At 69.7% G+C, this 21,971-nt stretch carries 23 protein-coding genes and 1 other RNA gene; 2 read left to right on the forward strand and 22 right to left on the reverse strand.

Going from position 1 to position 21,971, the window contains the following annotated elements; genetic code table 11:
- Positions 1-205: 205 nt before the first annotated feature.
- The 12 genes from glmM to ybgC all read right to left on the reverse strand — a co-directional run bounded on the left by glmM (position 206) and on the right by ybgC (position 12,513).
- The gene (gene glmM, locus AL346_RS02980; protein WP_019404009.1) at positions 206-1,549 is read right to left on the reverse strand and encodes a phosphoglucosamine mutase; all 1,344 of its coding nucleotides are present in this window, start codon (positions 1,547-1,549) and stop codon (positions 206-208) included.
- A gap of 186 nt (positions 1,550-1,735) precedes the next feature.
- Positions 1,736-3,661, reverse strand: a complete 1,926-nt coding sequence (gene ftsH / locus AL346_RS02985; RefSeq protein WP_053193250.1) for an ATP-dependent zinc metalloprotease FtsH — start codon at positions 3,659-3,661, stop codon at positions 1,736-1,738.
- A 141-nt stretch (positions 3,662-3,802) separates the two neighbouring features.
- Entirely contained in the window at positions 3,803-4,888 is a 1,086-nt protein-coding gene (gene tilS / locus AL346_RS02990) for a tRNA lysidine(34) synthetase TilS (RefSeq protein ID WP_019404011.1), read from the reverse strand.
- 3 nt (positions 4,889-4,891) lie between these two features.
- A complete protein-coding gene (ybgF, locus tag AL346_RS02995; RefSeq protein WP_019404012.1) occupies positions 4,892-5,806 on the reverse strand; it encodes a tol-pal system protein YbgF in 915 nt (304 codons plus the stop codon).
- A 123-nt stretch (positions 5,807-5,929) separates the two neighbouring features.
- The gene (gene pal / locus AL346_RS03000; protein WP_019404013.1) at positions 5,930-6,442 is read right to left on the reverse strand and encodes a peptidoglycan-associated lipoprotein Pal; all 513 of its coding nucleotides are present in this window, start codon (positions 6,440-6,442) and stop codon (positions 5,930-5,932) included.
- A 167-nt stretch (positions 6,443-6,609) separates the two neighbouring features.
- Complete coding sequence (tolB, locus tag AL346_RS03005) at positions 6,610-7,938, reverse strand: Tol-Pal system beta propeller repeat protein TolB (protein WP_019404014.1); 1,329 nt, start codon at positions 7,936-7,938, stop codon at positions 6,610-6,612.
- An 81-nt stretch (positions 7,939-8,019) separates the two neighbouring features.
- Positions 8,020-9,099, reverse strand: coding sequence for a cell envelope integrity protein TolA (locus tag AL346_RS03010; protein WP_156332664.1), 1,080 nt, complete (start codon positions 9,097-9,099; stop codon positions 8,020-8,022).
- Positions 9,100-9,110: 11 nt separating this feature from the next.
- A complete protein-coding gene (locus AL346_RS03015) occupies positions 9,111-9,563 on the reverse strand; it encodes a biopolymer transporter ExbD (protein ID WP_026015451.1) in 453 nt (150 codons plus the stop codon).
- A 28-nt stretch (positions 9,564-9,591) separates the two neighbouring features.
- A complete protein-coding gene (tolQ, locus tag AL346_RS03020; protein WP_053193253.1) occupies positions 9,592-10,308 on the reverse strand; it encodes a protein TolQ in 717 nt (238 codons plus the stop codon).
- Positions 10,309-10,640: 332 nt separating this feature from the next.
- Entirely contained in the window at positions 10,641-11,057 is a 417-nt protein-coding gene (locus AL346_RS03025; RefSeq protein WP_019404018.1) for a DUF2852 domain-containing protein, read from the reverse strand.
- 293 nt (positions 11,058-11,350) lie between these two features.
- A complete protein-coding gene (locus AL346_RS03030; RefSeq protein WP_026015452.1) occupies positions 11,351-12,004 on the reverse strand; it encodes a TetR/AcrR family transcriptional regulator in 654 nt (217 codons plus the stop codon).
- Between the two features lie 53 nt (positions 12,005-12,057).
- Complete coding sequence (gene ybgC / locus AL346_RS03035; protein WP_040405337.1) at positions 12,058-12,513, reverse strand: tol-pal system-associated acyl-CoA thioesterase; 456 nt, start codon at positions 12,511-12,513, stop codon at positions 12,058-12,060.
- A 166-nt stretch (positions 12,514-12,679) separates the two neighbouring features.
- Between ybgC and AL346_RS03040 the strand changes: the two genes are divergently transcribed.
- Complete coding sequence (locus AL346_RS03040) at positions 12,680-13,117, forward strand: EamA family transporter (RefSeq protein WP_053193255.1); 438 nt, start codon at positions 12,680-12,682, stop codon at positions 13,115-13,117.
- Between the two features lie 3 nt (positions 13,118-13,120).
- Here AL346_RS03040 and ruvB read toward each other — a convergent pair whose 3' ends face one another.
- From ruvB to AL346_RS03085, 10 genes are all read right to left on the reverse strand, one after another.
- Entirely contained in the window at positions 13,121-14,161 is a 1,041-nt protein-coding gene (ruvB, locus tag AL346_RS03045) for a Holliday junction branch migration DNA helicase RuvB (protein WP_019404022.1), read from the reverse strand.
- Positions 14,162-14,180: 19 nt separating this feature from the next.
- Complete coding sequence (ruvA, locus tag AL346_RS03050; RefSeq protein ID WP_019404023.1) at positions 14,181-14,801, reverse strand: Holliday junction branch migration protein RuvA; 621 nt, start codon at positions 14,799-14,801, stop codon at positions 14,181-14,183.
- A 31-nt stretch (positions 14,802-14,832) separates the two neighbouring features.
- Entirely contained in the window at positions 14,833-15,345 is a 513-nt protein-coding gene (gene ruvC, locus AL346_RS03055; RefSeq protein WP_019404024.1) for a crossover junction endodeoxyribonuclease RuvC, read from the reverse strand.
- Positions 15,346-15,387: 42 nt separating this feature from the next.
- A complete protein-coding gene (locus AL346_RS03060) occupies positions 15,388-16,347 on the reverse strand; it encodes a DMT family transporter (protein ID WP_053193257.1) in 960 nt (319 codons plus the stop codon).
- Between the two features lie 114 nt (positions 16,348-16,461).
- A complete protein-coding gene (locus tag AL346_RS03065; RefSeq protein ID WP_019404026.1) occupies positions 16,462-17,208 on the reverse strand; it encodes a YebC/PmpR family DNA-binding transcriptional regulator in 747 nt (248 codons plus the stop codon).
- Positions 17,209-17,335: 127 nt separating this feature from the next.
- Entirely contained in the window at positions 17,336-18,157 is an 822-nt protein-coding gene (locus AL346_RS03070; RefSeq protein WP_019404027.1) for a TIGR00282 family metallophosphoesterase, read from the reverse strand.
- 49 nt (positions 18,158-18,206) lie between these two features.
- Positions 18,207-18,797 (reverse strand): 5-formyltetrahydrofolate cyclo-ligase, encoded by a 591-nt coding sequence (locus tag AL346_RS03075; RefSeq protein WP_019404028.1) that lies wholly within the window; start codon positions 18,795-18,797, stop codon positions 18,207-18,209.
- Positions 18,798-18,830: 33 nt separating this feature from the next.
- A non-coding RNA gene (ssrS, locus tag AL346_RS24470) (6S RNA) lies at positions 18,831-18,988 on the reverse strand.
- An 86-nt stretch (positions 18,989-19,074) separates the two neighbouring features.
- Positions 19,075-19,455 (reverse strand): cell division protein ZapA, encoded by a 381-nt coding sequence (locus AL346_RS03080; protein ID WP_019404029.1) that lies wholly within the window; start codon positions 19,453-19,455, stop codon positions 19,075-19,077.
- Positions 19,456-19,473: 18 nt separating this feature from the next.
- Entirely contained in the window at positions 19,474-19,743 is a 270-nt protein-coding gene (locus AL346_RS03085; protein WP_019404030.1) for a DUF4164 family protein, read from the reverse strand.
- 194 nt (positions 19,744-19,937) lie between these two features.
- On the opposite strand from AL346_RS03085, the gene tkt reads away from it, so the two are divergent.
- Positions 19,938-21,926: a transketolase gene (tkt, locus tag AL346_RS03090; RefSeq protein WP_019404031.1), complete on the forward strand. Its 1,989-nt coding sequence runs from the start codon at positions 19,938-19,940 to the stop codon at positions 21,924-21,926.
- The last annotated feature ends 45 nt before the right edge of the window (positions 21,927-21,971 follow it).

Raw genomic sequence — 21,971 nt, forward strand, 5'->3', positions numbered from 1 at the left:
CAATCTAGGCATCACTCGTTAAATATCGCTTAAGCCTAACGCTTAACCCTACCGATCCGTTAAGACGCCATCGACGCCGCCGGCCGCCGGGATGGCGCAAGACGGCAACCGGCAGCCTTCCCTCCCCGCGGGGGTGGGAAGTGCTACCGCATCGCCGATCGTTGCTGGTGCTCTTGTGCGGACGACGCTGGGGCTTGGGCCGGCGTCAGGCGGCGGCCCTGGTCAGCGCGTCGCAGACGTCGCCCACCACCTGCTCCACGAGGTCACGGTCGTCGCCCTCGGCCATCACGCGGATCACCGGCTCGGTGCCCGAGGGCCGGATGACGAGGCGTCCGTTGCTGCCAAGCCGCTCGCGCGCCGCATCGACGGCGTTGACGACGGAATCGTTCTTCAGCGGCTGGCCGTCCTTGTAGCGCACGTTCTTCAGGACCTGCGGCAGCGGCTCGAAGCAATGGCAGACCTCGCTTACCGGCCGATCCTGCGCCTTGAGGACGGCCAGCAGCTGCAGGGCCGCGATGAGGCCGTCGCCGGTCGTCGTATGGTCGGACAGGATGATGTGGCCGGACTGCTCGCCGCCGAGGTTGTAGCCGTGCGCCCGCATGTGCTCGAGCACGTAACGGTCGCCCACCGCCGTGCGGGCGAGCTCGAGCCCGCGGCCGGCGAGATAGCGCTCGAGGCCGAGGTTCGACATGATGGTGGCGACGATGCCGGGCTTGGACAGGCGCCCGTCGGTCTGCCAGCTCGAGGCGATGACGGCCATCAGCTGATCGCCGTCCACGAGATGGCCCTTCTCGTCGACGATGAGCACGCGGTCGGCATCGCCGTCGAGCGCGATGCCGATGTCGGCGCGCGTCTCGCGCACCTTGCGCACCAGCGCCTCGGGCGCCGTCGAGCCCACCTCGTGGTTGATGTTGAAGCCGTCCGGCTCGTCGCCGATGGTGATGACCTCGGCACCCAGTTCCCAAAGCGCCTCGGGCGCGACCTTGTAGGCGGCGCCGTTGGCGCAGTCGACGACGATGCGCAGGCCCTCGAGGTCGAGCTGGCGCGGCAGGGTGCGCTTGGCGAATTCGATGTAGCGCGCGTGCACGCTCTCGATGCGCTTGGCCCGGCCGAGGCCCGCGGGCGGCGCCAGCCGGCTCGTCAGGTCGCTCGTCATCAGCGTCTCGATCTCGCTCTCCACCTCGTCGGACAGCTTGTAGCCATCCGGGCCGAAGAGCTTGATGCCGTTGTCCTCGTAAGGGTTGTGCGAGGCGGAGATCATCACGCCGAGGTCGCAGCGCATGGACCGCGTCAGCATGGCGACCGCCGGCGTCGGCACGGGCCCGAGCAGCAGCACGTCCATGCCGACCGAGGTGAAGCCGGCCTGCAGGGCCGATTCGATCATGTAGCCGGACAGGCGCGTGTCCTTGCCGATGACGACACGGTGGCGATAGTCGCCGCGGTGGAAGACGAGGCCGGCCGCCTGGCCGACGCGCAGGGCAAGTTCCGGCGTGATGGTGCCGTTGGCCCGGCCGCGGATGCCGTCGGTTCCGAAGAAGCTGCGTGTCATGTGCGTAGAGCTCGGTGCGTGCAAGAAGAGGTCACTCTTATCTGAACCCGCGCGAATATATCATCCGGCATCGGCCAAGGATGCGCGCGTTTTGTTCACAAAGTATGAGCGCAGGTTACAACCGTGCGACCAGAAAGACGAACGGCGCCCGACGGCGCCGTTCGGCCTGGGATGGATGATTGTGTATCAGGCCTGCGGTTGCGGCTCGAGGCCGGCGTCCGGCTCGCCGCGGGGGCGGTTGAAGCCGGCCGACGGCACGGGCGAGTGGCGCGTGGGCGCCGCCGGCTCGCCGGCATCGCGCACGGGCGGCTTGCCGTCGAGCAGGTCCCGGATCTCCTCGCCGGTCAGCGTCTCGTATTCGAGCAGGCCCTTGGCCAGGAGCTCCAGCTGCTCGGCCTTCTCCTTGAGGATGCGCGTCGCCTCGGCATAGCCCGCCTCGACGAAGCGGCGGATCTCGGCGTCGATCTTCTGGGAGGTGGCCTCGGAGACGTTCTGCTGGCGCGCCACGGACATGCCGAGGAAGACCTCGTCCTGGTTCTCGCCGTACATGACGGTGCCGAGCTCGTCCGAGAAGCCCCACTGCGTCACCATCATGCGGGCGAGCTTGGTCGCCTGCTGGATGTCGGAGGCGGCGCCGGAGGTCACCTTGTCCTTGCCGAAGATGAGCTCCTCGGCCACGCGGCCGCCCATCATGATGGCGAGGCGCGAGGTCATCTGCTCGTAGCTCATGGAGAGCTTGTCGCGCTCCGGCAGCTGCATGACCATGCCGAGCGCGCGGCCGCGCGGGATGATGGTCGCCTTGTGCACCGGGTCCGTCGCCGGGACGTTGAGGGCGACGACGGCGTGGCCGGCCTCGTGATAGGCGGTGAGGCGCTTCTCCTCCTCGCTCATGACGAGGGTGCGGCGCTCGGCGCCCATCATCACCTTGTCCTTGGCGTCCTCGAACTCGCGCATGGTGACGATGCGCTTGGAGCGGCGGGCGGCAAGCAGGGCCGCCTCGTTGACGAGGTTCATCAGGTCGGCGCCGGAGAAGCCCGGCGTGCCGCGGGCGATGACCTTGAGGTCGACATCCGGGGCGAGCGGCACCTTGCGCACATGCACGCGCAGGATCTTCTCGCGGCCGGCGACATCCGGGTTCGGCACGACGATCTGCCGGTCGAAGCGGCCGGGGCGCAGCAGCGCCGGGTCCAGCACGTCCGGGCGGTTGGTGGCGGCGATGATGATGACGCCCTCGTTGGCCTCGAAGCCGTCCATCTCGACGAGGAGCTGGTTCAGGGTCTGCTCGCGCTCGTCGTTGCCGCCGCCGAGGCCGGCGCCGCGGTGGCGGCCGACCGCGTCGATCTCGTCGATGAAGATGATGCAGGGCGCGTTCTTCTTCGCCTGCTCGAACATGTCGCGCACGCGACTCGCGCCGACGCCGACGAACATCTCGACGAAGTCCGATCCCGAAATCGTGAAGAAGGGCACGTTCGCTTCACCCGCGACGGCACGGGCGGTCAGCGTCTTGCCGGTGCCGGGCGGGCCGACGAGCAGGCAGCCGCGCGGGATGCGCCCGCCGAGGCGCTGGAACTTCTGCGGATCGCGGAGGAACTCCACGATCTCCTGCAGGTCCTCCTTGGCCTCCTCGATGCCCGCGACATCCTCGAAGGTCACGCGCCCGTGCGCCTCGGTCAGGAGCTTGGCCTTGGACTTGCCGAAGCCCATGGCGCGGCCGGCGCCGTTCTGCATCTGCCGCGACAGGAAGATCCAGGCGCCGATGAAGACGAGCAGCGGCAGCCAGTTGACGAGCAGCGCGATGAACCAGGGCGTCGAATCCTGCGGCGGCTTGGCCGTGATCTGCACGCCCTTCTGCGACAGCTTGCTGATCAGGTTGGGATCGTAGGGCGCGTAGGTGGTGAAGGTGCCGCCCCCGCCGATATAGGTGCCGGTGATGTTCTGGCCCGAGATCACCACCGAGCCGATGCGGCCGTTCTCCGCGTCGGCGATGAGCTGCGAATAGGGAATTTCGTTCGCGGCCTGCCGCTGCCCCGGGTTCTGGAAGAGCGTGACCAGTGCCAGCACCAGGAGAAAGATGACCACCCAGAGGGCAAAATTACGGAAATTGGGATTCATCGTTTCCCTGTCGCTTTGTTCTTCCGGCACCGGAACCCGGGCCGCACTCATGTCCAAGCTAATTTAAGATCGCGCTAAACCCTTGCCAAGGGAAACCCAATCCGCGAGCACCCTTAAGGGAAAGTTCGTATCACCTTCGTATCAGCCAGACACCGGCGGCTTTTCTAGGGCGTGCCGGCCGCGTCTGCGTGGCGGCTCGGGGCCGATGTGCACGCGACCTGCGACATCGAGGGCGACGAGCGCCCCCGCCAGCGTCGCGCGCATGGCGCTCCCGGCCGCGCGCGCCCGCCGCAACGACACCGCCAGCGCCTCCAGCCGCTCGAGGCGCAAGGGAACCGCCGGCCGGGTCGCCGCACCCACGGCTTCCGCAATGGCACGCTCGAGCACCCGTAGCATCAACTCCTCCGGCAGGTTGAAGGTTTCAGCCGACACCTCCACTCCCCCTCCCCCCTTCGCAAGGGGCCGGATGAGCCGGGCCGCCTCGGCCTGCGCAACCGACGCGAGGGCCTCGTCCGCCCTCGCGGCACGCGCGGCAAGGCGGGCGAGCCGCTCCTGCGTCAACCCGAGCGTCTCGGCGGCGGCCCGAGCTACCGGGCTGCGCAGGCGCCCCCGCGCATAGGCCGCATCCCGGTTCGAGGGATCGTCCGCAGCCGCAAGGCCGGCCGCCGTCACCGTCGCCACGAGGCGCGCCTTGGGGAAGGCGAGGAACGGCCGCGCGAGCGCGAGGCCGGGCGCGGCCGCGACCCGAGGTCGCATGGCGGCCAGGCCGGCGATGCCGCTGCCCGCGGCAAGGCGCATGAGCACCGTCTCGGCCTGGTCGTCGCGGTGATGGGCCGTGACGATGCAGTCGGCGCCGATCGCGGCGGCATGGTCGGCGAGCAGGCGATAGCGCGCGGCGCGGGCGGCTTCCTGGATGCCGTGCGCCGGCTTCTCGCCATGCCAGCACAGGGTCGCGTGCGCCAGGCCGAAGCCGGCCGAGATACGCGCCACAGCTTCCGCCTCGGCCGTGCTTTCGGCCCTGAGGCCATGGTCGACGGTGGCGACGCTGACGCACGGCTTGCGTCCGGCACGGTCCAGCCAGCCGGCGACGGTGATCAGAAGGGCAAGGGAATCGGGGCCGCCCGAGACGGCAAGGAGAAGATGGCGGCTGTCGGCGAGGTTCGCGAAGGCTGCGTCGACCTCATCGGGCGCGAGAGGCTCGTCGTTAGGATGCGAAGACCCGCTCACGGGTCAGCAGCGCGCCCGCTCGCGCTCGGCCGCCTGGCGCACGGCTCCGGGAGCCTGCGGATATTTGCGGGTGACTTCGCCGAAGGTGGCGCAGGCCTGCTCGCGGGCGCCGATGGCATTGAGCGCCTGTCCGAGCTTGAGCAGCCCCTCGGGGGCGCGGCCGGCAGTGGGATAGTCGGTGGCGAGCTTCAGGTACTGCTCGGCCGCCTCGTTGTAGCGCTTGCGCTGGTAATAGGTCTCGCCGAGGAAAAAGGTCGCGTCGGGCACGAGCCGGTCGCGGGGATGTGACTGGAGGAACTGGCGCAGGCTCATCTCCGCCGCATCGTACTGGCGCTGGCGCAGCAGGGCGACGGCCGTGTCGTAGTCCTGCGCCGGGTTGGTCGAGCCCGTGGCGGCGATGCTCGGGCCGCTGCGCGCCGCCGGCGCGGAGGCCGCCATCGCCTCCCGCGCGAGCGAGTTGATGTCGAGCGGCGCGCCGGCACCCGGCGCGGGATCGTCGCCGATGATGGCGATGCCGCCCGTGGCGCTGTTGTCCGTGTTGACCGGCGCCTCGCCGAGATTGCGCGGGGCCCCCGGCGCCGCGGGCGCCGCCGAGGGGTCGAAGGCGTCGCCGCGCCGCTGCGGCGCAGGCGCCGGCTGGGTGCGCGGCGTCGTCGCGCCGGAGCGGCCGGCGCCGCCCCCTTCCTGGAAGCGGAATTCCACGTCTTCCTGGAAGCGCTGCAGCGTCTGCATGAGCTGCCGGTTCTGGTGCTGCAGTTGCTCCACCTGGCCGGAGAGCTCCCGCACCTGCCCTTCGAGCCGGTTGAGGCGCACGAACATGTCGGCAGCATCCTGCGCGCGTGCGCCTTGAGGCAGGACGACAATGGCAGCGGCCGCCGCGAGGAGCGCGACGGCGATGCTTCGGAGTGTCTGGATCATGCGATGCATTCGATTAGCCGCGGTTGTCGCGTTTGCCTAGCAGAACAGGCCGGTTGCGGCCACAATATGGCTGCAGCCCGGCCCTTTCCACGCAAGCGCCGCTTCCGGCGCGGGCAGCGCCGGTCAGACGCCGGCCCCGCCGTCGAGCACCGTGACGGCGCGACGGTTCTGCGACCAGCAGGAGATGTCGTTGCACACCGCGACCGGCCGCTCCTTGCCGTAGGAGATCGTGCGCATGCGCGAGGCGGGCACGCCGCGCGAGGCGAGATAGTCGCGCACCGTCTGCGCGCGGCGGGCGCCGAGCGAGAAGTTGTACTCGCGCGTGCCGCGCTCGTCGGCATGGCCCTCGATGAGGAAGGTGTAGCGCGGATATTGCGCCAGCCACTGCGCCTGCTTGTTCAAGGTCGCGACCGCGGTCGGCGTCAGGTCGGAGGAATCGGTCTCGAAGAAGACGCGATCGCCGACGTTCACCACGAAGTCCTGGGCCGTGCCGGGGGCGGCATAGCCGCCGGCAGCGCCGGCGCCGCCGGCGAGGCCGTCCTTGTTGGGGTCGGACGAGCAGGCGGCCAGCGTCAGGGCCGCAGCCACGGCGGCCGCCACCTTGAGGCCGCCCGACGAGAAGAGCGAGGACATCATCTGACAACTCCTTGACGCACCTCCGGCTGTCGGCGACCACCGGACAGACGCGGAACGAAGCCTGATCAATGAGCCGTCAACCTTGACGAGAGGTTGACGACAGGGACCCAAAAGCGACAGGTGCCGTAAAGCTCGCCTTGGGGTTAACCGCTGGTAAACGCGCCCGCTCAGCGCACTTCCGTCAGAAGCGGCGACCACGCGGGGTCGGAGCCGAAGGACGGCGTCGGCACCGGCACTTCGACGCGGCCGGTCACGTCCACCATGTAGAGCTTGCCGCCGCCCTGCCCGCCGGGATCGCGCCAGAACATGATGTACTGGCCGTTCGGCGCCCAGCTCGGCCCCTCGTTGTGGAAGCCCTCGGTCAGGATGCGCTCGCCCGTGCCGTCCGGCCGCATGATGCCGATGGAGAAGGTGCCGCCCTTCTGGCGCGTGAAGGCGATGTAGTCGCCGCGCGGCGACCAGACCGGCTGGGCGTAGGAGCCCTCGCCGAAGGAGACGCGCTGCACGTCCGAGCCGTCGACGTTCATCACGTAGATCTGCTGCCGGCCGCCGCGGTCGGATTCGAAGGCGATGCGCGCGCCGTCGGGCGAGAAGGACGGCGAGGTGTCGATGGCGTTCGTCGAGGTGACGCGCGTCGTCGTGCGCGAGCGCAGGTCCATGATGTAGATGTTGGCGTTGCCGCCCTGCTGCAGGCTCATGACGATGCGCTGCCCGTCCGGCGAGAAGCGCGGGCTCGACGTCATGTCGGGGAAGTTGCCGACGATCTCGCGCTGCCCGGTGTCGAGGTTGAGGAGCTGCACGTGCGGCTGCTCGCCCGTGCGCTGCGACATGAAGGTGATCTCCTGCGCCACCGGCGAGAAACGCGGGGTGACGACGAGGTCCTCGCCGCGCGTGAGATAGCGCAGGTTGGCGCCGTCCTGGTCCATGATGGCGAGGCGCTTGCGCCGCTGCTCCTTCGGCCCGGATTCATCGACGAAGACGACGCGCGTGTCGAAGAAGCCCTTGAGGCCGGTGATGCGCGTGAAGATGGCGTCGGAGATGATATGCGCGATGCGGCGCCAGTTGTTCGGGTCGGTGAAATACTGCTGACCGGTGAGCTGCTGGCCGGCGAAGACGTCCCACAGGCGGAACTCGGCCTTGAGCCGCCCGCCCCCCTCGCGCGTCACCCGCCCCGTTACCAGCGCCTGGGCGTTGATCGCCTGCCAGGCGCTGAACTGGGGCGCGGCGTCGAAGGCCGGCGAGGGCTCGACGAAGGCCTGCGCATCGATGGGCACGAAATAGCCGCAGCGGCGCAGGTTGGCGGTGATGACCTCGGCGATGCGCGCGCCGAACTCGACGTCGCCGCCGAAATTGGTGATGGCGATCGGCAGCGGCTGGAAGTTCGCACGGTCGAGCGTGATGGTGATCTCCGCGCGCGCCGGTGTCAGCACCGCCGGCACCAGGGTCATTGCCGCGATCAGCGGCAGCGCGAGGCGCGCCATCAGGGTCTTCATCATCGGGCTTTTCTTGGCTCTTGCCGGGAGAGACATGACGTCCGTGGGGCGTTGGTTATGGATGAGGCTGACGGCGAAACCATGTCAGCCCAGGAATTCGCTCGGATCGAGGATCACGTTCCATTCCTGCCAGTCGGCATAGAACGGCTGGAAGCGCTCGGGAATGCGGAAGGGCGCACAGCGCCGCACGGCCCTGAGCGCGCTGTCCGCCACCGAACGGAAGGCGGCCTCGCCGGACGCGTTCGCCAGGGAAGGCGTCGCCTTCAGCGAGCCGTCCGGATTGAGGCTCATGCGCACGATCGGCTTGACCGCGGGATTGGCGCCCGGCGGCGGCGACCAGCACTGGGCCAGTTGCTCGCGCACGATGCCGCCGAGGATGTCGGCATCGGCGGGCGACAGCCGGGCGGCGTTGCCCGTGCGCGTGCCGAGCGAGGCGGTGCGGTTCACCTCCTGCCCCGTGGCGGCCGCGTTCTGTGGCTTGTCCTTGCTCTCGAGCAGCTTGCGGATGTCGTTCGGGCTGAACTTGCGGTCCGGCTCCTGCGATTTCGCGGGGGCCGGCTTCTCCTGCGGCTTGGTGTCCTCGATGAGCTTGGCGAGGTCCTCGCGCTTCGGCTCGGGCTTGGGCTCGGGCTTCTTGGGCTCCGGCTGGCGCTCGGGCGGCTTCTCCGCGATCTCGGGCCGCTTCGGCGGCTGCGGCGCGGGCTCCGTCCGGGCGGGCTCGGGCTTTTCCTCGGCCTGCTTCTCGGCGGTCTCGGCGGTGGGCGCCGGCTGCGGCTTCGGCGGCGTGGCCTGCTGCGGCGGAGGGGGCGGCGGCGGAGGCGGCGGCTTCGGCGCCTCCGGCTGCTCGGTCTCGGCGGTCTGCGGGCGCGAGGGAGGCGCCGGCACGTCACGCGGCGCCTCGCCGGGCTTCGGCTGCTCCTCGACCTTCTCCGACTGCTTGTCGACCACCGGCCGCGGGTTCTCGGCCACTTTCTTCTCGGTCGGCGTGCCGCGCGTCAGCTCGCGCAGGTCGCTCTCGCTGACGACGTCGACGGCGATCGCCTCCTGCTGGTCGGCAAAGGGCGTCGCCGTCGAAAAGGCGACGAGCCCCGCCACGAGCACGGCGGCATGGCCGACGCCCGAAACGATCAACCCCGGTTGCTGGCGAAGGAAGCGCAGCGCCACGGTCCCGCCCCTCAGCTCTGCTGCTCCGGCTCCGTCACCAGCGCGACGCGCTTGAAGCCGGCGGAGGTGACGAGCGCCATGACCTGGGCGACGCGGCCATAGTCGACCTGGCGGGCGCCGCGGATGTAGATGCGCTCCTCGGCGCCGGCCTTGGCGACCGCCATCAGCTTGGGCACGATCTCGCCGTCCTCGAGCGGCGTCTCCATCAGGAAGACGCGTCCCTTGTCGTCGATCGACAGCATCAGCGGCTTCTGCTCGACGTTGATGGGCTTGGCGGCCGTCTCCGGCAGGTCGAGCGGCACGCCGACGGTGAGGAGCGGCGCCGCGACCATGAAGATGATGAGCAGCACGAGCATGACGTCGATGAACGGCGTCATGTTGATCTCGGACATGGCGCCGTGGCGCCGGCGCCGACGCCGGCCCCGGCCGCCTCCACCCGCTCCTGCTCCGACGGACATGGCCATGGTCAGATCCCCTGGTCTTTCGCGCCGCTCAGGCGGCCGCCCGTTCGTCGATCTGCCGCGACAGGATGGCGGAGAACTCGTCGGCGAAGCCTTCGAGGCGCCCCTGCGACTTCGCCGCCTCGGCCTGCAGCCGGTTGTAGGCGATGACGGCCGGAATGGCGGCGAAAAGGCCGATGGCCGTGGCGAAGAGCGCCTCGGCGATGCCCGGCGCGACAACGGCGAGGCTTGTGTTCTTCGAGGCGGCGATGGAGCGGAAGGAGGTCATGATGCCCCAGACCGTGCCGAACAGGCCGATGAAGGGCGAGGCCGAGCCGATGGTGGCGAGCACGAGAAGCTTCGACTCGAGCCGCTCGACCTCGCGCTGGATCGATACGTCGAGCACCTTGTCGATGCGCTGGGCAAGGCTCGCGACCGCGCGACCGCTGCCCTCGAAGGAGCGCTTCCACTCGCGCATGGCGGCGACGAACAGGGCGCCCATGCCCGAGACGGGCCGGTTCGCGAGCGAGCGATAGAGCTCCTCGAGCGACTGGCCGGACCAGAAGACCTCCTCGAAACGGTCCATCTGGCGCTTGGTGCGCATGAACAGCAGCGTCTTGTCGACGATGATGGCCCAGGACCAGATGGAGGCGCCGAGAAGGCCCAGCATCACGAGCTTGACGACGAAATGCGCCTGCCAGAACAGCCCCCAGAGGGATACCTCGTTCACGGCCTGCAAGGCACCTTGCGTCACTTCGGCGGGGTCCATTCGCTTGTCCTTCTGCACTCTCGCGCCGCATGCGCCGCGGCATTCGCCGTCATCAACGGCAAACGGCAGGCTGTCGAAATTCCGGAAGCGTCGCGCAGATGCTCAGTCGCTTCCGAATCTGTCGAAATGAGGGCGCCCCCGGCCCTCGCTTCCCGCGCAATAGGCAACTTGCCATTGCTACCAGTAAGGCGCGCGACAAGGTTAACGCCAGGTTTCCGCGGCGCGATGCATTGACGGCAAGGTGGACGGGCACCAGGGCCGGACAAGCGAAAACGCCCGCCGGAAGGCGGGCGTTTGCAAAGGCTGCCGGCATTCGGGCAGCGTGAGCGGCGTTACGCCGCGGGAGCCTCGGGCTCGGGACGCTGGCGACGCTCGGCCATGAACTGGTCGAACTCGGCCTTGTCCTTGGCAAAGCGCAGCTTGTCGAGGAAGGTCTTGAACTCGCGCTGCTCTTCCTCGAGCCGGCGCAGCGTCTCCTCGCGGTATTCGTCGAAGGCGCTGTTGCCGCTCGAACCGCCCGCCCAGCCGCCATGGCCTCCCATGCCGTTGCGCAGGCGATCCATCTTCTCCTGCAGGCGCGACATCTTGCGCTCCCAGCGGTCACCGCCTCTTCCGCACATCATACGTCCGCTCCACATTGCATAAATCAGGACAAACAGGCCGAGAGGCCACCAGACGAGAAAACCGAGGATCGTGAGCGCAATCCATGCCCCCCGTCCCATCTCGTCGAGCTTCGCCGCGATCGGCATGACTGGGCTCCATCGGTGAGTGTCGATCGGCTGTGAATGTAAATCACATTTACATAGGTAGGCAAGGTCGGGGGGCTTGTCAAGCGAAAGCGGTGGTCGGCAGTCGGACGGATCACACGCCGCCGCGCGCAAGAGCAACCTCGTGTCCTGGACGCATGCAGCGAAGCGGAATGCGATCCGGGACCCAGCACAACAATTCGCCGAAGGCACTGCTTGCGAACGGGCTCCGGATCAGCGCCGCATCGCTTCGTGCTGCGGCGCATCCGGGGAACGACGGCCTGCGGCCTTGCCCGTTACTCGCCGGCCTCTGCCGGGGCGCCGATGCCGAGCCCCTGCAGGTAGACGAGCATGCCCGCCTCCAGCAGCTCCTCGGGCGTCATCGGCAGCGCACGGCGCCCGGCGTCGCCGCGGGCGAACAGCGAGGCGATGCCGTGCGACATCGCCCAGATGTGCAGCGCCATCATCAGCGCCGGCGGCCGCTTGCCCGCCGGCACGGTCGCGACCAGCGCGTCCGACGCATTGCGCAGCACCAGGAAGGCCCGCTCGGCGGCGAGCCTCAGCTCCGGGTTGGTGTCGAGCGAGACCCCCGCCTCGAACATGGCCGAGTAATAGGCTGGCTCGTTGCGGGCGAAGGCGAGATAGGCCTTGCCGAGACGCTCGAAGGCCGTACCCGGGTCGGGCGCCCCGTTTGCCCAGGCAGCCGCGAGTTCGCCCTCGAACTGGCTGAAGCCGCGCAGCGCCACATCGGCGAGCAGCTCTTCCCGGTCCCGGAAATGGCGATAGGGCGCGGCGGGGCTGACGCCAGCCCAGCGCGCCGCCTCGGCGAAGGTGAAGCCGGCCGGCCCCTTCTCGGCGATGAGCTCGAGAGCGGCACGGACGAGCGTCTCCTTCAAATTCCCGTGATGATAACCCCGGGGGCCATCCGATCCGCCGCGTTTCCAGCTCATGTGAAAAGGTCTTACATGCCTTTGAGGGCGCTGTCGATGTAAGGGGCCGGCCCTTACGCCTCGCCGCCGAGGATCCTGCGCAGATGGTCCGGGATGCGCGCCGGGCGCCCGCCGGCGATGGCGGCGACGCGCACGTCGGCCGTGACGATAACCTCCTCGCCCCGGAGGATGCGCTGGGCGATGACGAGCGAGGCGCCCCTCACCTCGTCGGTGCGCGTCTCCACCGTCAGCACGTCATCCATGCGCGCCGGCAGGAAATAGTCGATCGTCATGCGCCGCACGGCGAAGATGAGGCCCTCGCCGTCGGCATGCAGGTCGGACTGGGCGACGCCCGCAAGGCGCAGGAAATCGGTGCGCCCGCGCTCCAGGAAGCGCAGGTAGTTCGCGTGATAGACGATGCCGGAGAAATCGGTGTCCTCGTAATAGACGCGCACCGGCAGGATGTGGGTGCGCCCCTCGAGCACGCCGGCAAGGTGCGGCCACTGCCGGTCTGCGGTGTCAGTCGTCATCAGGTCGTCCCTTCGCCCGTCCATCTCGTCCTTTCCATCGGCCGCTCCTCTCCCGCGCCCTGACCTATACGTCCCGGCCGACGATTTCCATCCCCTGCCCCCCGCGGACGCCTGTGCTATCGTCGCGGCGATCCGGCCGTCCGCGGCCGCATGACCGGTCCTTCCGATGAAATCCCTCATCAATAGCTGGCAGCTCTGGGCCTTTCTGTCCGCCACCTTCGCGGCCCTGACGGCGGTCCTCGCCAAGGTCGGCGTAGAACAAATCAACTCCGACTACGCGACGCTGGTGCGCACGCTCGTCATCCTCGCCGCCGCGGCGGCCATCGTCGCGATGACCGGGCAGTGGCAGTCGCCCGCCTCGGTGCCGGGGAGGAGCTATCTCTTCCTCGTCCTCTCCGGCCTTGCGACGGCCGCGTCCTGGCTGTGCTACTTCCGCGCCCTGAAGCTGGGCGACGCCTCGCGCGTCGCGCCCATCGACAAGCTCAGCGTCGTCCTCGTCGCCGTCTTCGCCGCCCTCTTCCTCAACGAGCGGCTGGCCTCGATCAACTGGCTCGGGGTGGTCCTCATCACGGCCGGCGTCGTCCTCGTCGCCTACAAGCCCTGAGCCTCAGGCGTCGTCGTCGCCGCCGAACAGGCCGAACTGCACCGTCTCGCGCTGCGGCTCCTCGAGGCCGAGGTGGCGGAAGGCGTGCGGGGTCAGGATGCGCCCGCGCGGCGTGCGCTGCACGAAGCCCTTCTGGATGAGGAAGGGCTCGATGATCTCCTCGATGGCGTCGCGCGGCTCCGACAAGGCGGCGGCGATCGTCTCGATGCCCACCGGCCCGCCGCCGAAGGAGAGCGCGATGGTCGAGAGATAGCGCCGGTCCATCAGGTCGAGCCCGGCGCCGTCGACCTCGAGCAGCTGCAGCGCCTTGTCGGCGATCGCGCGGGTGACCGTGTCGGCCCCGTCGACCACCGCGAAATCGCGCACCCGGCGCAGGAGGCGCCCGGCGATGCGCGGCGTGCCGCGGGCCCGGCGGGCGATCTCGTTGGCGCCGTCGTCGCTCATGCCGATGCCGATGACCCGCGCGCCCCTCTTCACGATGAGCTCGAGCTCCTCCACCGTGTAGAACTGCAGGCGGATGGGAATGCCGAAGCGGTCGCGCAGCGGCGTCGTCAAGAGGCCCTGGCGCGTGGTCGCGCCGACGAGCGTGAACTTCGGCAGGTCGATCTTGACCGAGCGCGCCGCCGGCCCCTCGCCGATGATGAGGTCGAGCTGATAGTCCTCCATGGCCGGATAGAGGATCTCCTCCACCGCCGGGTTGAGGCGGTGGATCTCGTCGATGAAGAGCACGTCGCGCTCGTCGAGATTGGTGAGCTGGGCGGCAAGGTCCCCCGCCTTGGCGATGACGGGCCCGGAGGTGGAGCGGAAGTTGACGCCGAGCTCGCGCGCCACGATCTGGGCGAGCGTCGTCTTGCCGAGGCCAGGCGGGCCGACGAAGAGCACGTGGTCGAGCGCGTCGCCCCGCGTCTTCGCCGCCTCGATGAAGACGGACAGGTTGGCCCGCGCCTGGGCCTGGCCGATGAACTCGCCGAGGGCGAGCGGCCTGAGCGACTGATCGGGATCGTCGCCCCGCCGTTCGGCGGTGACGAGGCGTTCGCCCGCCATCAGGCCTCTCCCTCGCTGCTCATGAACGTGCCAGCTCCTTCAGGCCGAGGCGGATGAGGGTCGCGGCCTGCGCCTCCTCTCCCGCCGATTTGAGGGCCGCGGCCACGGCCGCCGCCGCCTGCGGCTGACCATAGCCGAGATTGACCAGCGCGGAGACGGCGTCGGCCACGGGCGGCGGGGCCCCGCCCTCCTCGACCGCGCCGGCAAGGCGGATGACCGCCGGATCGACCGCGCCGAACACCGGCGCCTTGTCCTTCAGCTCCGCGATGAGGCGGGCGGCGAGCTTCGGCCCGACGCCGGGCGCGCGGGCGATCGCGGCCTTGTCGCCCATGCCGACGGCCGAGGCAAGGGCGCCCGGGTCGAGCACGGAGAGGATGCCGAGCGCGACGCGCGAGCCCACCCCCTGCACCGTCTGCAGCAAGCGGAACCATTCCCGCTCCGCATCGCTGCGGAAGCCGTAGAGGCGGATCATGTCCTCGCGCACGATGGTCTCGATGGCGAGGGTCGCCGCCTCGCCGGCCGGCGGCAGGTTCTGCAGCGTGCGCGAGGAACAATGCACCAGATAGCCGACACCGTGCACGTCGAGGATGACGTGGTCCTCGCCGTAGCTGTCGACGACACCCTTGAGCTTGCCGATCATGCCCGCACCCGCCTGTCGAATCGTGCCGTCATCATAGGGCAAGAGCCTTGCGCAGCGCCCGTGCCTGCCGGTGCTGGGCGTGGGTGATGGCGACCGCGAGCGCATCGGCCGCATCCGCCGTCGTCGCCACCGCCTTCGGCAGCAGCACCTTGATCATCGCCGCGATCTGGCGCTTCTCGGCATGGCCGACGCCCGTGACGGTTTTCTTGACGAGATTGGCCGCATATTCGGCGACGTCGAGGCCGGCGAGCGCCGGCACCAGCAGCGCCACGGCGCGCGCATGGCCGAGCTTCAGCGTCGCCTGCGCATCCTTGTTGACGAAGGTCTCTTCCACCGCCACCTCGTCCGGCCCGTGATCGCGCACGATGGCCGTGAGCCCGTCGTGCAATTCGCGCAGCCGCTCGGCGAGCGGCAATTCGCCGTTGGAGGTCACGCAGCCGCAGGCGACGAAGGACAGGCGCGTGCCGGCAATGTCGACGACGCCCCAGCCCATCTTGCGCAGGCCGGGGTCGATACCGAGGATGCGAATCGCGTCAACGCCCATGCCTTCGGCTTTAGCCGAACAAAGGGCGAACGGCCAGTCTCTTTACCCGCGGCGCTTGCCGGCGCCCGCCAGCGCCCCGACGGCGCCGCTCGCGAAGAGGAAGCCGACGGTCACGAGCACGAGGGCGCCGATGGCGAGCGGGGCGAGGCTCTCGCCGAGAAGCAGCATGCCGCCGAAGGAGGACATGGCCGGCACGAGCGCCGAGAAGGCAGCGGCCACCGTGACGCCGAGGCGGCGCACGGCGAGCGAATAGGCCGCGATGCCGACGACGCCGGACAGGACGCCCTGCCACAGCACCTGCATGGCGAGTTCCTGCCAGGGAGCGGTGAGGAAGCCGCTGTCGCCGGAAAGATACCAGATCGGCAGGAGCAGCAGGAAGGACCAGACGTTGAGCACGGCGGCGGCCTGCCAGCCGGTCAGACCGCTCTGGCGGATGCCGAAGGTGTAGACTGCCCACAGCGCGCCGCCGCAGACGAAGAGCAGGTCGCCGCGCCAGCTGCCGGCGGCATCGCCGAGGCTCGGCCCGATGATGGCGGCGACGCCGGCGAGGATGAGGGCGAAGCCGACGAGATGGACGCGGGTCGCCCGCTCGCCGAACCACAGCGCGCCGAAGAGCATCACGAACATCGGCACGGTGGTCGGCATGATGGCGCCCATGTGGGCGACCGGGGCGAGGCGCGCGCCGGCCATCGCGACGAGCCCGAAGGGCAGGCCCGCGCCGGCCACCATGGCGGCGATCGTCCAGGGATTGGCATGGCGGGGCAAGAGGCCGCTGCGCAGCAGCACCGGCGCCAGCAGCAGCGACGCCACGCCGTAGCGCAGGAAGGCGAGATCGAACGGCGTCAGGCTGGTCGAGGCGCTGTGGCGCGTGGCGATCTGCCAGCCGGCCCAGATGGAGATCGCGGTGAGCGCGGCGAGGATGCCGAGGAGCCGGCCGTCACGCACGGGTGCCCGCGCCGCCGCGGTAGTAGCATCGACCGCGCCCTCGGTATGCACCGCCATCCACGCCTCCGGAACGCCGCTGAAACCAGTGGCGCATCCATAGCGGCTGGTCGGGCGGCGCACATCGTCGCGCGGCGGGCAGCAGCCGTGCGCCGGGCGCACGGCCGCGCTCGATCAGGCGCTCAGCTTGGCGAGGAGGCTGTCGGAGATCTCGAAATTGGCGAAGACGTTCTGCACGTCGTCGTGTTCCTCGAGCGTGCCGATGAGGCGCATCAGCTTCTCGCCCGTCTCGTCGTCGACGGCGATGGTGTTCTGCGGCTTCCACACGAGCTTGGAGGCCGTCGGCTCGCCGAACTTCTCCTCGAGCGCCTTGGAGACCTCGTTGAGCGCACCCTGCTCGCAATAGACCTCGTGGCTCTCCTCGCCCGAGACGACATCGTCGGCGCCGGCGTCGATGGCCGCTTCCAGCATGTCGTCGGCGGAAGCCACCGAGGCGGCGAAGGCGACATAGCCGACGCGATCGAACATGAAGGAGACGGCGCCCGTCTCGGCGAGGTTACCGCCGCTCTTGGTGAAGTAGGAGCGCACGTCCGAGGCGGTGCGGTTGCGGTTGTCGGTCATCGCCTCGACGATGACGGCGACGCCGCCCGGCCCGTAGCCCTCGTAGCGGATTTCCTCGTAGTTCTCGCCCTCGCCACCGCTCGCCTTCTTGATGGCGCGCTCGATGTTGTCCTTCGGCATGTTCTCCGCGCGCGCCGCCAGGATCGCCGCGCGCAGGCGCGGGTTCATGGCAGGGTCGGGCAGGCCGAGCTTGGCCGAGACGGTGATCTCGCGCGCCAGCTTGGAGAAGAGCTTCGACCGCACGGCGTCCTGCTTGCCCTTGCGGTGCATGATGTTCTTGAACTGTGAATGTCCGGCCATCGGTCCTCCGGCGGATGCGGGGCGCCACGGGCCGCTCCCGGCCGCCCTGAGGTCGTCCCCGTCTGGAATGAGTGGGCGCCTTATAAGCCGCCTCTCGTCGAAAATAAAGGAAGCGGCGCAGCCGCGGCTATTCCCAGAAATCCGGCCCGCTCGGCGCAAGATGTGGCCCTATGCGCACATGCGCCACCTGGCGTGCGAGGCCCGTCGCATCGTCGGTCTCGACGGCGATGCCGGCGAGCGTGCCCTCGCCGCTCGCGGCCTCCAGCCGGCTGCCCGGCGTCTTCTCCAGGAAGCGACGGATCGGCTCGTCCTTCTGCATGCCGAGGATGGAATCGTAGTCGCCGCACATGCCGGCGTCCGAGAGATAGGCCGTGCCGCCGGGCAGGATGCGCCCGTCGGCGGTCGGCACGTGGGTGTGCGTGCCGACGACGAGGCTGGCGCGCCCGTCGACGAAGGCCGCAATCCCCTGCTTCTCGCTCGTCGCCTCGGCATGCATGTCGATGACGACCGCGTCGCAGGCCGCGCCCAGGGGGCAGGCCTCCAGTTCCTGCGCCACGACGGTGAAGGGATCGTCGAGCGGATCCATGAACAGGCGGCCCATCACGTTCATCACGAGGACGCGCGCACCGTTGCGGGCCTCGACGACGGTGGCGCCGCGGCCGGGCGTGCCGCGCGGATAGTTGGCGGGGCGCAGGAGGCGCGGCTGGCGCTCGATGAAGACGAGCGCCTCACGCTGGTCGAAGGAATGGTTGCCGAGAGTGATGACGTCGGCACCGGCCGCGAGCACCTCGTCGCAGATCGCCTCGGTGATGCCGAAGCCGCCGGCCGCGTTCTCGCCGTTGATGACGACGAGGTCGAGCTTCCAGCGCTCGCGCAGGCGCGGCAGCCGCTCGACGACGGCCGTGCGCCCCGGACGACCGACGATGTCCCCGAGGAAGAGAAGGCGCATGTGAACTCCCCGATTGCGGGCGGGCGGGATGCGGAACTCCGCGCGGCGCTCAGGCCGCCTGTGGGCGGATCACTTCGCTTTCCGTGACGACGACGTCAAGCCGCTGGTCGTGATTTTCTGCCGGCACGCTCGCAACCTCCTGGCAGGCGAGCGCAAGGCCGATCGTCGTCAGAGCCCCGGCGGCCGAAAGCCGGGCGATCGCCCCGTCGTAGTGGCCCTTGCCGTAGCCGATGCGATGGCCGGCCCGGTCGAAGGCCGCGAGCGGCACGAAGAGGACGCGCGGCGTCACCTCCGCAGCCGTCTCCGGCGGACCCAGCGTGCCGAAACCGGCCGGCACCAGCGGCTGCCATGGCTGCCACGCCCGGAAGACGAGCCCCTGCGGCGAGCACACCGGCAGGGCAAGGGCGCTTCCCCGGTCGGCCAGCACTTCCAGGATAGGACGCGGATCGATCTCGCTGCGCATCGGCCAATAGCCGGCCAATGGGCCGTCACCAGCGAGCTCCGGCAGGGTCAGCGCGTTGTCGCGCAGGGCCTCGGCCGCCTCCAGCATCGTGTCGACGTCGAGCGCCGCCTCATCCCGCCGGGCAAGGGCGGCCCGGCGCAGCTCTTCCTTGGAGGGGGAACCGGGAAGGGCGTGCACGCGTCGACTGGCCTCGCCGGCGGATGAAGACAGTGCGGAGCCACGATGGCCGTTGGAGGATCGATCCCGGGAAACCTACAACGTAGGTGGGCGCCGTGGTCGCCAAGTCCACGGACGAGGCAAGGAACAGCTCCCGTTAGGATCGATAAGGCCCCGGGGATATGTTCTCCTGACGCACCCCGCAGCACCGCGCGGCAAACATAGGACGGCGCCGGGAAGATTGCTAGAGGCCCGCGCGCCCTGCCAACAGCCGCCTGGATGGCTCAGCCTGGATGGCTCAGCCCGGCTGGCTCGGCTGCGCCGAGGGCGTCAGCGACTTCGTCACGCGCTCGATGCGCTCGGCGAGGGTCGAGACGGCCTCCGCCAGCCGCTCCTCGACGTCGCCGAGCCGCTCGTCGCCCGCGCCAACGGCCTCCTTCAGCGCGGCGACCTCGCCCTCCAGCCGCGCCAGGCCCCGCTTCGTCTCGCTCAGCTCGTCGGCGATGGTGAGCGCGGCCATGACGTGCAGGCGCATGTCGCCGATCTCGCCGAAGGCCGTGCGCATTTCCTCGATGCGCCCGTCGAGGGTGGCGGCGAGCCCCTCGATATGCGCCTCCTCGCCCTCCCCGCAGGCCATGCGGTAGAGGCGCCCGGCGATGGTGACGGAAACCTGCGGCATCGCTCTTACCCCTTGGCGTTAAGGCTGGCCCTCGGCCCCCACGACGGTCCTGACCGCCCCCATGGCGCGCTCGACCCGCCGCGACACATCGTCCGCCGCGGCCTCCAGCCGCTCCAGCCGGGCGAGGGCCCCGTCGAGCTCGACGGCGAGCCGCGCCCGGTCGTCCTGCATCAGCGACAGCTCGGTCTCGAGGTCGCCGCGCCGCTGCTCCAGCTCGAGCCGCCGTGCTGCCGCGCGCTCGAGCCCCGCGACAGCGGTCTCGAGTCGCTCGAGAGCTGCATTGAGCATTGCCTGCGATCGCGCCATGATCTCACCCGATGACTGTCGGCGGCGCGGGGAATCGCATGCCGGCCGTCGTTCCATTGACTCGCAAAGATGACCTGCTATCAAGCCCGCGCCCCCCGCGGCTGTGCCGGCCCACGTCGGAAGCGGCGTCGAAAGCGCAGTCAGACCCTGGTTTCGAGCGTACCGGAAACGATCCAGTGACTTCTCCCGTCGAGCACGCCCGCCTTGCCAATGCCATCCGCGCCCTCAGCATGGACGCGGTGGAACAGGCCAAATCCGGCCATCCCGGCCTGCCCATGGGGGCGGCCGACATCGCCACCGTCCTCTTCTCGCGCTTCCTGAAGTTCGACGCGGCCGATCCGCGCTGGCCGGACCGTGACCGCTTCGTGCTGTCGGCCGGCCATGGCTCGATGCTCATCTATTCGCTGCTGCACCTCACCGGCAACACGGATGTGACGCTCGACGAGCTCAAGCGCTTCCGCCAGCTCGGCTCCAAGACGCCGGGCCATCCCGAGAACTTCATCACCTCGGGCATCGAGACGACGACCGGCCCCCTCGGCCAGGGCATCGCCACGGCGGTCGGCATGGCGCTCGGCGAGCGCATGCTCAACGCCCAGTTCGGCGACGATCTCGTCGACCACTACACCTATGTGCTCGCCTCCGACGGCGATCTCATGGAGGGCGTCAGCCAGGAGGCCATCGCGCTTGCCGGCCACCTCAGGCTCAACCGCCTCATCGTCCTCTTCGACGACAACGGCATCTCGATCGACGGGCCGCTGTCGCTGTCCGATTCCGTCGACCAGCTGAAGCGCTTCGAGGCGGCCGGCTGGGCGACGACGCGCGTCGACGGGCATGACCCGCAGGCCATCGCCGATGCGATCGCCGCCGCCCGCGACAGCGAATACCCCACCCTCATCGCCTGCCGCACCACCATCGGCTACGGCGCGCCGAACAAGGCCGGCACCTCCAAGGCGCACGGTGAGCCGCTCGGCGCCGAGGAGCTCGGCGGGGCGAAGCAGCGCCTCGGCTGGGAATACGGCGCCTTCGAGATTCCCGAGGACATCCGCTCCGCCTGGCTCGCCATCGGCGAGCGCGGCCGCGCGACGCGCGAGGCCTGGCAGGCCCGCCTCGCCGCCATGGACGCCGAGCTGCGCGAGGAGTTCTCCCGCCGCATCACCGGCACGCCGCTCGCCGGCCTCGACGAGGCGGTCGCCCGGTTGAAGCGGGAGCTCGTGGAGACGGCGCCGACGCTCGCCACCCGCAAGGCGAGCGAGACGGCCCTCGGGGTGCTGGCCGACGCGGTGCCCGAACTGGTGCTCGGCTCCGCCGACCTGACGCCTTCGAACAACACGCGCACCAAGAACCTCGAGGCGGTCAGCCCCGGCAATTACGGCGGGCGCTACATCCATTACGGCATCCGCGAGCACGGCATGGCCGCGGCCATGAACGGGCTTTCGCTGCACGGCGGCTTCATCCCCGCCGGCGGCACCTTCCTCGTCTTCGCGGATTATGCGCGCCCGGCGATGCGCCTCGCGGCCCTCATGGGCACGCAGGCCATCTACGTCATGACGCACGATTCGATCGGGCTCGGCGAGGACGGGCCGACGCACCAGCCGGTCGAGCATCTCGCCAGCCTGCGCGCCATGCCGAACATGCGCGTCTTCCGTCCGGCCGACGCGGTCGAGACGCTGGAGTGCTGGCAATTGGCGCTCGAGCGGCGCGACGGCCCCACGGTCCTCGCGCTGACGCGCCAGAACCTCGCCGCCCAGCGCACGACCTTCGCCGACTGGAACATGTGCGCCACCGGCGCCTACGAGCTCGCCGCCGCCGAGGGCGAGGCCGTCGTCAGCCTCTTCGCCTCGGGCTCCGAGGTCGAGATCGCGGTCGCCGCCCAGTCGCTGCTCGCCGAGCGCGGCATCGCCGCCCGTGTCGTCTCCGTGCCGTCGCTCGATCTCTTCCTCGCCCAGCCCGAGGACGTGCGCCGCGACGTCATCGGCAACGCGCGGATCAAGGTCGCCGTCGAGGCTGCCGTGCGCTTCGGCTGGGATGCGGTGATCGGCCCCGACGGCATCTTCGTCGGCATGTCGGGCTTCGGCGCCAGCGCCCCGTACAAGGAGCTGTACAAGCATTTCGGCATCACGGCCGACGCCGTCGTCGAGCGCGTCCTCGCCAGGCACAACGCCTGAGCGGGCGCGCTTCGCCTCAGTTTCGCCGAACGGGCCGTGTCTCAC

Origin of the sequence: Chelatococcus sp. CO-6, assembly GCF_001271345.1 — a bacterium.
In the GTDB taxonomy this organism is placed as follows: domain Bacteria; phylum Pseudomonadota; class Alphaproteobacteria; order Rhizobiales; family Beijerinckiaceae; genus Chelatococcus_A; species Chelatococcus_A caeni.

What these genes read in the sequence shown, in the direction of transcription:
- ybgC (WP_040405337.1), bottom strand. Translation starts at nt 12,513, where the DNA reads ATGACGACTGACACCGCAGACCGGCAGTGGCCGCACCTTGCCGGCGTG.
- tolQ (WP_053193253.1), bottom strand. Translation starts at nt 10,308, where the DNA reads ATGGACCCCGCCGAAGTGACGCAAGGTGCCTTGCAGGCCGTGAACGAG.
- AL346_RS03015 (WP_026015451.1), bottom strand. Translation starts at nt 9,563, where the DNA reads ATGGCCATGTCCGTCGGAGCAGGAGCGGGTGGAGGCGGCCGGGGCCGG.
- AL346_RS03030 (WP_026015452.1), bottom strand. Translation starts at nt 12,004, where the DNA reads ATGAGCTGGAAACGCGGCGGATCGGATGGCCCCCGGGGTTATCATCAC.
- AL346_RS03070 (WP_019404027.1), bottom strand. Translation starts at nt 18,157, where the DNA reads ATGCGCCTTCTCTTCCTCGGGGACATCGTCGGTCGTCCGGGGCGCACG.
- pal (WP_019404013.1), bottom strand. Translation starts at nt 6,442, where the DNA reads ATGATGTCCTCGCTCTTCTCGTCGGGCGGCCTCAAGGTGGCGGCCGCC.
- ruvB (WP_019404022.1), bottom strand. Translation starts at nt 14,161, where the DNA reads ATGGCGGGCGAACGCCTCGTCACCGCCGAACGGCGGGGCGACGATCCC.
- AL346_RS03065 (WP_019404026.1), bottom strand. Translation starts at nt 17,208, where the DNA reads ATGGCCGGACATTCACAGTTCAAGAACATCATGCACCGCAAGGGCAAG.
- AL346_RS03025 (WP_019404018.1), bottom strand. Translation starts at nt 11,057, where the DNA reads ATGCCGATCGCGGCGAAGCTCGACGAGATGGGACGGGGGGCATGGATT.
- AL346_RS03060 (WP_053193257.1), bottom strand. Translation starts at nt 16,347, where the DNA reads ATGGCGGTGCATACCGAGGGCGCGGTCGATGCTACTACCGCGGCGGCG.
- ruvA (WP_019404023.1), bottom strand. Translation starts at nt 14,801, where the DNA reads ATGATCGGCAAGCTCAAGGGTGTCGTCGACAGCTACGGCGAGGACCAC.
- AL346_RS03080 (WP_019404029.1), bottom strand. Translation starts at nt 19,455, where the DNA reads ATGCCGCAGGTTTCCGTCACCATCGCCGGGCGCCTCTACCGCATGGCC.
- ruvC (WP_019404024.1), bottom strand. Translation starts at nt 15,345, where the DNA reads ATGGGCGTTGACGCGATTCGCATCCTCGGTATCGACCCCGGCCTGCGC.
- glmM (WP_019404009.1), bottom strand. Translation starts at nt 1,549, where the DNA reads ATGACACGCAGCTTCTTCGGAACCGACGGCATCCGCGGCCGGGCCAAC.
- AL346_RS03040 (WP_053193255.1), top strand. Translation starts at nt 12,680, where the DNA reads ATGAAATCCCTCATCAATAGCTGGCAGCTCTGGGCCTTTCTGTCCGCC.
- tolB (WP_019404014.1), bottom strand. Translation starts at nt 7,938, where the DNA reads ATGATGAAGACCCTGATGGCGCGCCTCGCGCTGCCGCTGATCGCGGCA.
- AL346_RS03085 (WP_019404030.1), bottom strand. Translation starts at nt 19,743, where the DNA reads ATGCTCAATGCAGCTCTCGAGCGACTCGAGACCGCTGTCGCGGGGCTC.
- ybgF (WP_019404012.1), bottom strand. Translation starts at nt 5,806, where the DNA reads ATGATCCAGACACTCCGAAGCATCGCCGTCGCGCTCCTCGCGGCGGCC.
- ftsH (WP_053193250.1), bottom strand. Translation starts at nt 3,661, where the DNA reads ATGAATCCCAATTTCCGTAATTTTGCCCTCTGGGTGGTCATCTTTCTC.